This is a genomic window from Pseudoalteromonas sp. SG41-1 (assembly GCF_014164575.1).
In the GTDB taxonomy this organism is placed as follows: domain Bacteria; phylum Pseudomonadota; class Gammaproteobacteria; order Enterobacterales; family Alteromonadaceae; genus Pseudoalteromonas; species Pseudoalteromonas rhizosphaerae.
Window position 1 is genome coordinate 1 of sequence record NZ_JACJFL010000073.1, and the last position, 13,788, is coordinate 13,788.

Sequence of the window (13,788 nt, forward strand, 5' to 3'; positions counted from 1 at the left end):
GAACATCATCACATTGAGATAATGCTTTTTCAACAGCTTGAACTTTAAATTCTTGAGTAAATCGACGTCTCATTTTATCTGCCTCTATTAAAAGTTAGAGGCGACAACTATCCTGACACAGGGGGCTTCGCTGCACGGAGAAGATAAAAAGTGCTTCGAGCAACGGTCTGTGGGCTAATCTTAGTACCTAGCGCCTTTTACTACCGTAGGCGTTAAGCTTGCTGACGCGGTCTTTATATTCTTTCTCTAAAGCTAGCACCAAGCTCCTTTTACTGTCGTAGGAACTGGCTTTAGCCGTGATTATCTTAAAACCACTTTTACCACCGAGGGCCACTGAGGCGCTTCGCTGCACGGAGAAGATAAAAAGTGCTTCGAGCGACGGTCTGCGGAATACACCCTAGCACCTAGCGCCTTTTACTGTCGTAGGAACTGGCTTTAGCTGTGATTATCTTAAAACCACTTTTACCACCGAGGGCACTGAGGCGCTTCGCTGCACGGAGAAGATAAAAAGTGCTTCGAGCAACGAGCTGATCCTAGCACCTAGCTCCTTTTACTGTCGTAGGAACTGGCTTTAGCCGTGATTATCTTAAAACCACTTTTACCACCGAGGGCACTGAGGCGCTTCGCTGCACGGAGAAGATAAAAAGTGCTTCGAGCAACGGTCTGCGGGCTAATCCTAGTACCTAGCGCCTTTTACTACCGTAGGCGTTGAGCTTGCTGACGCGGTCTTTATATTCTTTCTCTAAAGCGCAGCGTCTCTTAACCTCTGTGGTGAATAAATCACTTAAAGGCATTTTGCACAAAAAGAAGTGAACGAGGGTAAATGAGAAGATAACGGCTTCGAGTTACGAGCAGCGAGCTTGTGCAAACAGCCTAGCACCTTTTACTTTCGTAGGAGAGCGCTTTAGCGCCGATTGGTTTTAACACATAACCTAAAACAGCATCACGGCTAAAGCCTGTTCCCACAAAAATATGTTTTTACACCGATAGTACCTAGCACCTTTAACCTATCACCTCTTTAGCGCAGCGTCTCTTAACCTCTGTGGTGAATAAATCACTTAAAGGCATTTTGCACAATGAGAAGTGAACGAGGGTAAATGAGAAGATAACGGCTTCGAGTTACGAGCAGCGAGCTTGTGCAAACAGCCTAGCACCTAGTAACTTTCCTAGAACCTAGCTCCTTACAGTCTACAAAATATTACCTTTATGGTGCTTTTTTGTAGGCCTTAAAGTTAGCTCCCCATATCAAACTTATTATTTTTAATACCATTATTAAGGATTGAGAGTGACATAGTACTAATTTCTGATTGTACATATGGCCAATAATCAGGGTTGTCGATTGTTCTTTCTTTGATTTGATTTGGAATGAAACGGCTCATTTCAATATTGAAGTCTTTACGAACTTCATCGTCATGCTGTAGCTTGTCTAATTGAATAGTCAGTGCCTCAATAAAGTCTTCGTTGGTTTTACCCCTGGCCACAAGCTTTTTATTGATCAGTTGCTTAGATACCGCAACACCTCTTTGTTTTATCCAAACTATATCCCATACATCGCGCGGTTTAATGCGCCTAGCAGGGTAGGCTAATGCAATAAACTTGTCTGCAAGCGTTTCCGTTAATGATTGTACAGGGATCAGTAAACCTTCTGTTGGCGCGACAATATTATAGTGATTTATTAATGGCCTTTTTTCGATATCAAATGACGGGATAGCGCAAATATCTATATGCATTTTTTGGCGGGGAAGATCAGGACGATTACTTTCTTTTTCGATACTTATTTTCCAAGATGAAGTATTAGCTTGATTATCTTCAGCTGGTTTATTTACCCATACCTGCACCTCATATTTATTTTGTATGTATTTTTGGATTTCAACTTCTAAGCCACTGAAACTACTTGGCTTGAAGTCATGCCCACCATTAAAATCTAAATCCTCAGATAATCTAGAACTGTTATGGCACAAACGAAGTGAGGTGCCACCAATAAAAGTAAGCGAAGGCATAACACCTTGTTTTACCATTGCAGCCATAATGTCGTGATGAAGAATTTCTTTTTCAATCACAGGCGTGACGCCAGCGTACTCTGGATTTGCAGCTATAATTTGGCGTATATATTCTGTTAGCATTTAGTTCTCCAGCATGTGTACGTTGCGATTGCAGGCTTTTAGATCTGCAATCGCTTGCAGCGTATTTGCTCGGTACATCTTGATGCTTTTATCGAAATATAGGTTTTTCGCAAATTTATCAATTGGTTTTTTTGTATGGGTCAGCTCAATAACCCCATACGGAGTTGAAAATGTGCCACTACGACCTTTCGTTATTACCGTTAACCTATCCATTAATATTTGCGAAATATCGCCCGTGTAACTGAGTTGGCTTTCTAGGCTAATGTAATTTAAAACGTCGCCACGTAGTTTTTTTACTATTTTATAAATCGCGGTGGTGGGGTCAGGTGGCGTGAGCGTGCTTTCAAAAATACCATTGCAGACTCTTCTTAATAGCCCTTTATTAACATTTTCAGTCAGAAACTTAGTGAATGCAGGAGTGGGTTTTTCAGCCATCATAAAAGCCAATTCTGCACTGGTATGAATACCGCCACCTGCTTTAACAGAGCTAGCTAGTATTGCTAATAATCTTTCTGCTTTATTCATTAGGTCTACAATTACATACTTATAATGTTATTAATTGTAGACCTTAAGCTTAATTGAAGCAAACTAGAGTTTAGATTAACTCTAGTTTGACTTGTATTGTCATCTAGCCCTCGTACTTATATCACCCTATAAACCGACTTCGGGCAATGAGCGGCGGGCTAATCCTAGCGCTTCCTTGTAGGTCGTCATTTATGGCGACAATGTCTAATGTTGAAAATTGACGCGCTAAAGCACGACCTACATTAGACTCTTTATGTTTTTCTCTAAAGCGCAGGCCTCTTAATCTCTGTGGTGAATAAATCACTTAAAATTAATTTTACCACCGAGACGCTGCGCTACACAGAGAAGGTAACGAGTTGCGAGCAACGAGCTGCGAATATCGGGCTTCGAGCGACGAGTAACGAATACAGCCTAGAGTCTAGTCACTTTCCTAGATCCTAGTGCCTGTTACTCCTTAGAGCCTCGCAGCTTTTTCGATCTGTGATTGTTTTAAAAGCTATTTTACCACCGAGAACACCGAGACGCTGTGCTACACAGAGAAGATAACGGGCGGCGGGTTAATCCTAGCACCTAGTCACTTCCCTAAAACCTAGCACCTTCGCTCAATAAATATAACAAAGACTAAATTCTTAATTTTTGCTAATTAGCAGCTATCTACTTGGTACTCATCGGAAAACTCTATGTTTTTAATACATTTTCATGTTAGGTTAGAGTTAAACTTAATCAAAACTTAACGTTCTAGTAGTTAAGTATTATTAATTAGCCACGGAGCGGTATATCAAGTGACCACTAAAACACTCAGTTACTACAACCAAAACGCACAAAGTTTTAGCGACTCAACGCTTAATGTTGATATGTCGGCGCTTTACGCTGAGTTTTTACCGCTTATCCCTAAATACGGCCATATTTTAGATGCAGGCTGCGGTAGTGCCCGCGATGCCATGTATTTTAAACAGCAAGATTTTACTGTTAGCGCATTTGACGCAAGTCCCGAGCTTGCAAAGTTAGCCAGTAATTACTTACAGCAAGCCGTTGAGGTTAAAACCTTTCAGCAACTTAATTGTACTAATAAGTACGATGGCATTTGGTGTTGCGCCAGCTTATTGCATGTTCCAAAAGTAGAGTTACCGCAGGTGTTTTTAAAACTGCAAAATGCCCTAAAACCAAACGGTGTTTTGTATGTGTCGTTTAAATATGGCACGCAAGAGCGCGTGCATAACGGCCGCGAATTTACCGATTTAAACGAAGACGGCCTAACTGCGCTCATTACTCATCACACTAAACTTAAAATACTAAAACAATGGCAAAGTGTTGATCAGCGGCCTGAGCGCGAAAGTGAAGTGTGGCTCAATGCCTTAATTAAAGCAGTGCCCGTTTTATGATTGGTGCAATGCAGCAGCAACTCGACTTTATCGCCTACATTCAGCGCATGCTGGTGGAAGGTGATTTTAGCGCAACGTATAAATTTGCCTTGTTGCATGCGTTGGCTGATGTATGTGTCGAACAACCGCTGATATTAGACCAAGCAGAGCTGACAATAGATTTAGCTACCTTAGCCGATAAACTCATTGTTTTATATTGGCATCATGCAGTGCCGTTTGCCTCAGAGCAAACGGGCGAAAGTGCGTTATTGAAGCAAAATACAGGTGCGCAATCTAAAGTGATTTCGGTGTTGTATGAGTGCCAGCAAAACAACATTCGTAATTTACGCGCATTAAAACAAAGCGCGCTTTATAAGCCAACTTTTAACGCTGCGATGGCAACACTTAAAACTGGCCCGCTGTGGCGTTTGCAAATATTAGCAAAACAAGCCGAATGCTTTTTATATCCGCATACCAATAGCACTAAACACATTACCCTCAAGCTGGCATCGCCAGTTGTTTTCGGCGTTTTTATGATTTGGTGGTGTACTTAGCCAAAAACGCGTGGCTGCAAAAAATTCAGAGTATTAAACATAACCAAGCGTTAATTGGCCCGCAAAGCCAACTGCACGATTTTTTATTCGGCTTTGACCGTAACGCACTGAGCAAAGCCAAACCTGTGCTAATTGAGCTGCAACACGGTAATTGTTTTTACTGCCAAAAGCCGTTGAACAGTAAAACCGAAGTTGATCACTTTATTCCGTTTGCCCGCTACGCGAACGATTTAGGCCACAACTTTGTGGCCGCGCACAGCAGCTGTAATAACAGTAAACGCGACTTTTTAGCCGCGCAGTTGCACCGCGAACGCTGGCAAGAACAAAACTTGGTAATAAATAGCCAGCATTTAACTCGTGAACTGAGTGATTATTTTAATTGTGATGCAGATAAATCACGCTCAGTAAGTGATTGGGCATATCAGGTTGCGCAGGCGAACAGCGCGAAATTGTGGTTAGCGAAAGACAGTTTTGAACAAGCGGCTGGTTTGGGGTTATATCTTAATAGAGATACAGAGCTTAGTTTAGTGGCGGAAGGTAAGCCAAGGTATGACGCGTAGGCGTGAATTTTGGTTTGTAGGCGGGATTTTACCTCGCGCTGCTGTTTTTGTAGGAACTGGCTTTAGCCGTGATTTATATATGATTTTGGAAAGGGATTAAAAACCTCCATTCGAGGTTATATCGCGTTGGCGATGGCAACCAAAGGGCGGCTGCCGCCGACCTCTCTCTGGACTCTCTCGGCGCACCCGAGGATCACACTGTGTCCTCAAATTAAAAATTGATGTGAACGTAAGCGACGTGTATTCGCCATCCATGGCGAAGTCACGGCTTAACTTGCATCCATGCAAGTGATTACTCATCAATTTATAACTATCGGGTGTGAACACGGGGAATTGGAGTGTATTGATAGGTTGGTGTTTATAAATGTAGGCGGGAGTTTACTTCGTGCTTGTTAAGTTAAAAATGCAATTTTTATTAGTTGTAAGTACTGAGCTTGATCATGCAATGCGGGCATTTTAACTTCTAGACATGCTTTCGAAAAGTTGAGACCAGTTGGTTGGCTGTGACTAATTAGGAAATGGAAATGAAGATATCAGAGATAGTAAAAACTACGTTAGATCTTTTACAAAAATATATTTGGCTGTTAACAGTTTTCTTTTATATTCAAGGAACTGTTTATTATTCTGAATATTTAGAACAGTTACATGTTGATACTGATTATTATCCTATCAGCTTCGAACAAGTATTATTAAACACAATGGTGATGTACTTACAACAGCCCTTCTTGGTTTCCATACTTTTATGCATATGTCTTGGTGTAATAGCTATCTTCATTAATGATAAATTTATCAATTGGTCTAAGTTAAAATTTAGTAGCTTTAACAGTAAAAACAAGCACGTTAAATCTTACACAGAGAAAGACCTGATAAAACCCATAGAGATTAACAAACCTAATAAAATTCAGCGTTATGGGATCAATATTATTGTTATAGCTTATTCTTTATTTGTTTTTTTAATCGTTTCTATTATTCCAGCAGCTTTAGTTGCTAAAGTTGATGCTGAAGATTTACTTGCTTACGCAGACAAACAAATCGAGCTAATGAAAAATGATAAAAGCTCTGTAAAAAGTAATATAAAAATAAAGTGTGATTCCGTATCAAAATCTTTCTCAGGACCTTTTTTCAACATTAAAAGCTCTACGCTTTATCATTCTATTTATGACGGGGAAACAACTATTACAATCCCGAATAGTTGTATAGAGTTTAGAAGCTCCAAGCATAAAGATTAATACAAGCTGAACAATTATTGCTCAAACCAAAATTAACTGTTACGTTAGTAACCACGTAATAAGAAAGGACTCTACTAAATGAAACTCAACCAAGTTTTATCAATTGTTAACCAAGTCGAAAAGTCTAAGTTCATTTCATGCCTCGATCGCCTTTGTTCTGATGCAGCTAAAAATAATAAAACACTAGCTAAAACAATCGACAATATTGACGGCCAAATCAAAAATGCATCTGGTAGTGAAATAACGCAATTATTTAATACGGTTAGAGAGTTTTTTAAAGACTCAGTTAAAGAACAGATTTTAATGAGTACAGCGCAGCTTAATTTGTTGGTAAATATATTAAGTCGCGATGGCAATGGGGTTGCAAGGATCAGCTGGATTGAATCGCTTTATGCAAAAGAGTGGGCCGAATTATCAAGGCTTTCTAAAGAACTCAAAGAGTGTATTCAACAAAGCTCAGAAGATAGTTTTCTCGAAAGAAACCGCGCATTAAAGATTTATCACGCTTGTATGAAAGAAGCATATTTTAATGACGAAAAAAATAACCGTGATGCCAAAGTTACCGATGATGAACGCAGTATTCTTAATGTGCTTGCAGATGAGTTAAATCTCACTACAGATGAATGTGCTGCTGTTGAGCATTTGGTTGATGTTATTCCTAAGAATGGTGTTCTAGATGCTTTAAATAGCCTAAGGGATATAGGATTGGTATTTATCAGTAAAAAGCGCCAAGAGGTATTTATTCCTGATGAAATAGTTACCTTACTGAATGAAATTCAAGGAAAAGACCTTGCCGATAAATATGTTCTAAGGATATTGAGAACCTGTACTGATGCAGAGCTTTCCAATGCACTTAAAGCCCATGGCCGTAAGATTCGAGGCGTAAGCCGAACTGATAAAATTCAAACAATTATTCATTCAGGTATTAGCGCTGCAAAACTATTGTCTGATGATATTCATAACGTTGAAGATAATCAAAACCAGCGTAAAGAACGATTAAAACAACTGATCCAAGATTTAGAAATTGATACAGAAAAACTTGGCACCACTTTAGATGAGCGTATTGGGCTAATATTATCATCGTTATCAGGTGCAACAGAAAAAGAGTTTGATTCCCTTAGTGCCAGTGGGTTTAAACAGCTTCTAAAAACATTAGAAGAGCATTTCCCGACTATGCAGGCTGTGCTAAAAGAAGCGTTTGAACTCGAAGCGAACGAAGTGATTGACACTGAAAAGCTTCGAGCTTTGAGTATAACCCCACACGATATTTTATATTTACTCTCAAATGACGAAGTAAAAGAAGTTCGCGACAGTATGGGCTTGTCTAAACGTGGTAACCCACGCTTTGCTATATTAGAGAGCTTTGCTAATGCGACAGATAAGTTGATTGAAAATTACGACGCACTAGCACGTCGTGATATTAACGCGCTAAGAGAAGCTGGCGCTGATGTAATTGAAGCTGACATTGGCGTTAAGTTTGAAGAAGTCACAAAAGCTATTTTTGAAATATTAGAACTTAATATTGATGAAGATCTCCGAAAAGACTTAAACACCACTAAAGATAAAGCGGATATCGTAATTTCACTCAGCGATAACGACATAATTATTGGTGAAGCAAAAACCTGTAAAAATGGTGATTTTGCAAAATACTCTACAACGTCTCGCCAAGTAAAAGCATATGTAACCCGCGCAGAAAATCAGGGTAAACGCGTAGCACAAGTATTGATAATTGCCCCCAGCTTCTCAGATGATTTTATAGAGTCTGCTGAAATGGATACCGAAGTTAATATCTCATTGTTAGAAGCACATGGCCTCAAGTTAATACTTGATGCCTATAAGTCAAAACGTAACCCAAGTTTCGCGCCTAAGTTGCTGACTAAAGGCGGTTTATTGAAAGCTGAGTTGATAGCGAAGAATATTTAAAGGGTTGTAGGAGTAGTAGACTTTAAAACCTCTATTCGAGGTTTTTGCCAGATTGCTGGCGGCAACCAAGGGGCGAATACCGCCGTCCGCCCCTTGGAACCCCACGGCGCCCCGAGGATCACACTTGATCCTCAAGTTAAAAATTGATGTGAACGTAAGCGCCGTGTAAGGCACATCCATGTGCCAGTCACGGCTTAACTTGCATCCATGCAAGTGATTACTCATCAATTTATAACTTTCGGGTGTGATCACGGGGAGTTGGAATTATGAGGATAGGCAATAACCTCTAGCTTATAATCTTATTACGAGTGACTTTGAACCGAGATATTATAACTAGTTAAAAACAATAATTATTAAGGAATAAAAATGGCGATAAAGCCAATTATATTTAGTAAATCCTGTATAAAAACATTAACAGCGGTGGAAGCTGATATAACACGTTCGAACCAGCACGAATTTCAGGGAGTAGCTCCGCTAAAGGATATATTTGGTCTTAAACGAGTAACTAAAAAGGCGAGTTTTTCTATTCGGGGCGATAGTCGTACTTATATTGTGGATTTGACATGGTATGATTCACGAGAAGGGAATCCAAATAGATCTGCTGAATTTAGATTATACTTTCAAAGCTCACCTGTTATGGAGATTGCGCAAGAAGGTGATGTAATAGCAATTGGATATGATATGAACAGTAATATTCACTGTGAACTTATCCAAAGCTATAGAGTTACACATAAGCCTACACAATGGCAAATCTCTCAAGGTGCAGCATAGGTTCATTGCACTATAAACGTTCAATTAATTTTACTAAGCAAGCACCTAATTTTTGGCCTAACAGCGGAGGCACAGCGTTACCCACTTGGGTGTACTGCGGAACTTCGAATTTACGCATCTGGCCTCCTGTTGTGACTTTTGAGCGGAATTCAAATTGGTCAGGAAATGATTGTATTCGAGCCATTTCCCTTACGGTCAGTACGCGAAGTTCGCTCTTATCGTAATGGCAGGCGTCGTCTGGGATTGATAACGCTGCAGGTGCAGGAGAATCTGCAATTAAAGCTTTTTGAGTTTGTTTTTTAGTCGGATGTTCTAATAGGTACTGGATTAGATCAGACTTATTTTTAAATTTAATCAATTTGTTTTGCTGATTTAAAAATTCTTTATTAATTAATAAAGCAGCGCTCTCATTACTTAAGGTCGCTATACCATTTTTAAGAATATTAAATACGTCTTTTGTTACTTGTTTTTTATCAATGTCTTGCAATATTTGGTAAATTCTAAAACGTCTTTTTACAATATCACTGTTTGCCCTTAGTACATGATTTTTTAGCTCGGTAACACCCCCGAGGACACCTGAAAAATGAGTATTTAATTCTTTAATATACGCTGATTTTTTTGATGGACTAGTTAGCTTTAAATCATCAAGTGCATCTTTTACTGTTGCGGTATCATCAGCGATTAAGGAGCTAAGAAAGCTACCTTTAAAGAGCTTAAAGTGCTCTGTTTTTGTTATGTCAAAATAGGGTAAATCACCAAATTTTACGTTATTTATGTTCTTTTTAGCTTTTTCATAAAAGCTAACTGATTGCTTGAACAATTCAATTTCAGTTTCATTTAAATTCTTAAGCTTTTCAAAGTAGTCCTCACGTATTGCAATCATGATGAAGCGAGGCCTGTTTTGAGCTATTCCGGCGAACTTTGCATTAATATGTAGACAAAGCGGAATGTACCCTTTAGTTGCAAATACTTTTGCAACTTCATACCACGCATGGAATTGGTTTCCTTCTTCATCCTTAAAAGCGCGTAAGATACCTGTTACGTTTTCGAGCATTGCAATTTTAGGGCGAACTAATGACACGAAAGTAGCAAATTCCCATGGTAAAGTATTTTTATCGCAATCTTTTTTACGCATACCCGCCATACTGAAACTTTGGCATGGTGGTCCGCCTGAAACTAGATCTAACTCACCTTTACCGAATGAATTGTGAAGTTCTTTGCATAGCTCTGAATTTGCATTTAATAACTTATTAAGTTCAACAATACTGCCAACTATAAGTTTATTCTGAATGTTTTTTAAGTCATCAGGTAAATCAGAGAACCCATATTTATTGTCGAACTCAGGAAAGTTAAAAGGGTTCTCTCTTAATCTAGGTTTTAAATCTTTATAATTACTGTTTAGCCAAAGTGTATTTTCTGGCATTAAGTTATCTTCAGCTAATTGTGCTAAATCTTCTTTAAAAAAATTATAAGCAAAAGTTTCTGCTGCCATTGGAGAGAGTTCATTAGCAAGTACGGTATTAAAACCGACACTTTCTAGCCCTAATGTTAAGCCGCCACAGCCTGCAAACAATTCAATATGATTCAAAACACACCAAGTAATTAATGAAAACCATCGAATTTTACGGTAATCGCTCTTAAAAGTCCAGGTAAGAATTTATTATTTTATATGTTGACTTAAGAGTATGAAAAGAATAAGTTAATTTAAGGCTTATGAGAGTAGCCTTCCTTCCTGTAAAGACCCTTTGTGTCCTCTCTGTAGATAAAGTTGTGAATTCGCAGCTAGATTTACAGTGTTCGGACTGAAATCAATGAATAACTTTAACTACATATATTTACGGCACGGGAAGTGCCATCTTGATTATAGGAAAAGCGTTTAGCATCACCCATTTAACCTAAATTTATTTTAGCTGCGATGAATTCCAAAATATTTGGACCATCGAAAATGATAAATGAAAAACGACTTAAACAAGAAGCAAAACTTTTAAAGAAAAACAATGACAGTTTAAATCAAGCCCAAGCACTAAATATTGTTGCTCGCAAATATGGTTATCCTACTTGGCCTGATGTTTCAAAAGAGTTAAAAAAGCAAGAGATAGAAGGTATTCCCATACCAAGCATTTCAACAAATTTTGTTGAATACAATGAAGTTGAAATGTCAGATAAGGATTATGAAGTTTATGATCAAGAAAGGGCCAGTGACTTACAACTAGATCAAAAATTATTGTTGAGAAGTAATACCGTTGCTTTGACCAAGTTAGGTGTAGAGTTTTCTCTTTTTGAACCTACGCAAACAGGTTTGAATAAATCTATTCTGGATGCAACTCAATCAGTAAGAGATCATTTCGAGTTAGAGGAATTTCATTATTACTTCCAACAAGAGCAAGGTGTTATAAGAAAAGAAGTTAGCTACTTAGTTAATCAGAATGAAATAAAAGAAATTGTTGGAAGTTTTTACCGCCCTAAAACTAAGCAGGGTGATCCAAGGATGTGGTATAGGCAGTTACCAAAGTTTGCCACTGCAGGTGATCAAGTTGCCATTATTATATACCAAGGCTCACCACACCTAATTAACCTGAGTCGAATTGATTTAGAGGTTGAACTACAGAACCCCTATAGCCAAATTTATAAATTAATAACAAATTACATCAACAAAGAGTTCTCTTATTCAGCAGAGCTACTTAATAAGATAAAAGAATTAGCTATAAAGCCATTCAAAGCACAGCGAAGTGGTGATACAGCAATAGGTTATACATTAGAGACTTTACTTGGCATTGATGCAAATTCATCAAAAGATCCGGATTACCATGGTATCGAAATAAAGTCTGGTAGAGGTGGTAAGAACCGGACAACCTTGTTTGCCCAAGTTTCTGATTGGAATTTAAGTCCTTGTGGTTGCAAGGGAGTTGATGTTACTAAAGGCTCTAGTGCAAAAATTTTAGATAGATACGGCTATGAAAGAGAAGATGATTTTAAATTGTACTGCACAGTCAGTACTCAACGTCAAAACACTCAAGGACTGCATTTTATATTCAACAAGCAAAAGGATCAGCTTGAAGAATGGTATCGAAATGAAGAGTTAGTAGCTGTTTGGCCTGCTAAGCTATTGAAAAAAAGGCTAATTGAAAAGCACTCAGAAACTTTTTGGGTGCAAGCTAAAAGCTTTAGAGAAAATGGCGAAGAATTTTTTCAACTAGAAAAAATAGTACACACTAAAGCACCTGTTTTGAGCCAGCTAATACCATTGATTTGCTCAGGTGTCATTACAATGGATCATCTAATAAAACGCTCAGGTAAAACTGGTCGCGTTACAGAAAAGGGGCCGCTATTTAAAATAGATAAAAGAAACTTAGAGCTACTTTTCCCTGAGCCGATTGAGATAAATTTGAAGAATGAAATTCATAATGTTTAGTAGGGGGTAGATTAACATGCCGCTGCTAAGACAGTTCCCCGTGATCACACCCGAAATTAAATTAATGATGAGTAATAACAGCGCATGGATGCGCGTTAAGCTGTGACTTCGCCATGGACGGCGAATACACAGCATTTACGTTCATATCATTAATTTAAATTGAGGAAATAGTGTGATCCTCGGGGCGCCGTGGGGTTCCAAGGGGCGTACGGCGTTATGCGCCCCTTGGTTGCCGTCGCCAACGCGACATAACTCAAATTTGAAATTAAATACCAAAGCGCGAGATACACTCCCGCTACAATTCAAAAACTTCGCTTTTCGCGTCAGCAAGCTTAACGCCTACGGCAAAATTAAATACTGCTGCTAAGACAATTCCCCGTGATCACACCCGAAATTGAATTAATGATGAGTAATTTACAGCATGGATGCTGTTAAAAAGCGTAGCTTGGCCATGGATGGCCTATCTACGCTGGTTACGTTCATATCATTAATTTAAATTGAGGAAACAGTGTGATCCTCGGGGCGCCGTGGGGTTCCAAGGGGCGTACGGCGCTATGCGCCCCTTGGTTGCCGTCGCCAACGCGATATAACTAAAAATTTGTAATTAAAAACCAAAGTCGGATACAAACTCCCGCCTACAATTTAAAAGCTGCGCTTTTCGCGTCAGCAAGCTTAACGCCTACGGTCAACCTAAACGATGCTGTTAAGAAAACTCCCCCGTCATTTTGCCCGAAAAGCTCAATTGATGAGTAATTAACAGCATGGCGGAATTTTGTTCCCGACAAATTCCAAGTACCTAAATCCCTTTAGGCAATGCTGTTAAAAAGCGTAGCTTGGCCATGGGTGAAAAACGCAGTTTTGAACGAGAGGGTATGGATACCCGAACTGGGGAGCGTACAGGGATGTGAAAGTTGGGCGAATACACGGCGTTTACGTTCATATCAATTGAGGTTTTGAGGAAACTGTAAAATCCACGGGGCGCCGTGGGTGACGAGTGACCGAAACGAAGTTTCGCAGCGCGAGGAAGTGGAAGCATGGATGCTGACAGGAACCCAGCTTCACGGATGAATTACTTGCAGCAGAGTCAACTTTGAAAATCGTACGCCCCTTGGTTGCCGTCGCCAACGCGACATAACTCAAATTTGCAATTAAGAACCAAAGCGCGCAGTAAACTCCCGCCTGCAATTCAAAAACTTCGCTTTTCGCGTTACCCCCTGTGTCAGGATAGTTGTCGCCTCTAACTTTTAATAGAGGCAGATAAAATGAGACGTCGATTTACTCAAGAATTTAAAGTTCAAGCTGTTGAAAAAGCATTATCTCAATGTGATGA

At 39.2% G+C, this 13,788-nt stretch carries 10 protein-coding genes; 7 read left to right on the top strand and 3 right to left on the bottom strand.

Annotated features, from left to right (window positions below; genetic code table 11):
- Positions 1-1,232 precede the first annotated feature (1,232 nt).
- Together H5203_RS21515 and abiEi are read right to left on the bottom strand one after the other, a co-directional pair.
- Complete coding sequence (locus tag H5203_RS21515; RefSeq protein ID WP_145238779.1) at positions 1,233-2,123, bottom strand: nucleotidyl transferase AbiEii/AbiGii toxin family protein; 891 nt, start codon at positions 2,121-2,123, stop codon at positions 1,233-1,235.
- A complete protein-coding gene (gene abiEi, locus H5203_RS21520) occupies positions 2,124-2,648 on the bottom strand; it encodes a type IV toxin-antitoxin system AbiEi family antitoxin (protein ID WP_182820283.1) in 525 nt (174 codons plus the stop codon).
- 782 nt (positions 2,649-3,430) lie between these two features.
- Between abiEi and H5203_RS21525 the strand changes: the two genes are divergently transcribed.
- From H5203_RS21525 to H5203_RS21545, 6 genes are all read left to right on the top strand, one after another.
- Positions 3,431-4,030: a bifunctional 2-polyprenyl-6-hydroxyphenol methylase/3-demethylubiquinol 3-O-methyltransferase UbiG gene (locus H5203_RS21525; RefSeq protein ID WP_182820284.1), complete on the top strand. Its 600-nt coding sequence runs from the start codon at positions 3,431-3,433 to the stop codon at positions 4,028-4,030.
- Positions 4,027-4,563: a hypothetical protein gene (locus H5203_RS23215; RefSeq protein ID WP_404936457.1), complete on the top strand. Its 537-nt coding sequence runs from the start codon at positions 4,027-4,029 to the stop codon at positions 4,561-4,563. Before H5203_RS21525 ends, H5203_RS23215 begins: the two co-directional genes overlap by 4 nt.
- Positions 4,554-5,123 (top strand): HNH endonuclease, encoded by a 570-nt coding sequence (locus H5203_RS23220; RefSeq protein WP_404936458.1) that lies wholly within the window; start codon positions 4,554-4,556, stop codon positions 5,121-5,123. The genes H5203_RS23215 and H5203_RS23220 overlap by 10 nt, the downstream gene beginning before the upstream one ends.
- 524 nt (positions 5,124-5,647) lie before the next feature.
- Positions 5,648-6,352: a hypothetical protein gene (locus H5203_RS21535; protein WP_182820285.1), complete on the top strand. Its 705-nt coding sequence runs from the start codon at positions 5,648-5,650 to the stop codon at positions 6,350-6,352.
- Between the two features lie 78 nt (positions 6,353-6,430).
- The gene (locus H5203_RS21540; RefSeq protein ID WP_182820286.1) at positions 6,431-8,275 is read left to right on the top strand and encodes a hypothetical protein; all 1,845 of its coding nucleotides are present in this window, start codon (positions 6,431-6,433) and stop codon (positions 8,273-8,275) included.
- Positions 8,276-8,641: 366 nt separating this feature from the next.
- Positions 8,642-9,046 (top strand): type II restriction endonuclease, encoded by a 405-nt coding sequence (locus tag H5203_RS21545; protein WP_182820287.1) that lies wholly within the window; start codon positions 8,642-8,644, stop codon positions 9,044-9,046.
- Between the two features lie 10 nt (positions 9,047-9,056).
- Here H5203_RS21545 and H5203_RS21550 read toward each other — a convergent pair whose 3' ends face one another.
- Complete coding sequence (locus H5203_RS21550; protein WP_182820288.1) at positions 9,057-10,634, bottom strand: DNA cytosine methyltransferase; 1,578 nt, start codon at positions 10,632-10,634, stop codon at positions 9,057-9,059.
- 357 nt (positions 10,635-10,991) lie between these two features.
- Here H5203_RS21550 and H5203_RS21555 point away from each other — a divergent pair, with 357 nt between their 5' ends.
- Positions 10,992-12,458, top strand: a complete 1,467-nt coding sequence (locus tag H5203_RS21555; RefSeq protein WP_182820289.1) for an MvaI/BcnI family restriction endonuclease — start codon at positions 10,992-10,994, stop codon at positions 12,456-12,458.
- Positions 12,459-13,788: the final 1,330 nt, after the last annotated feature.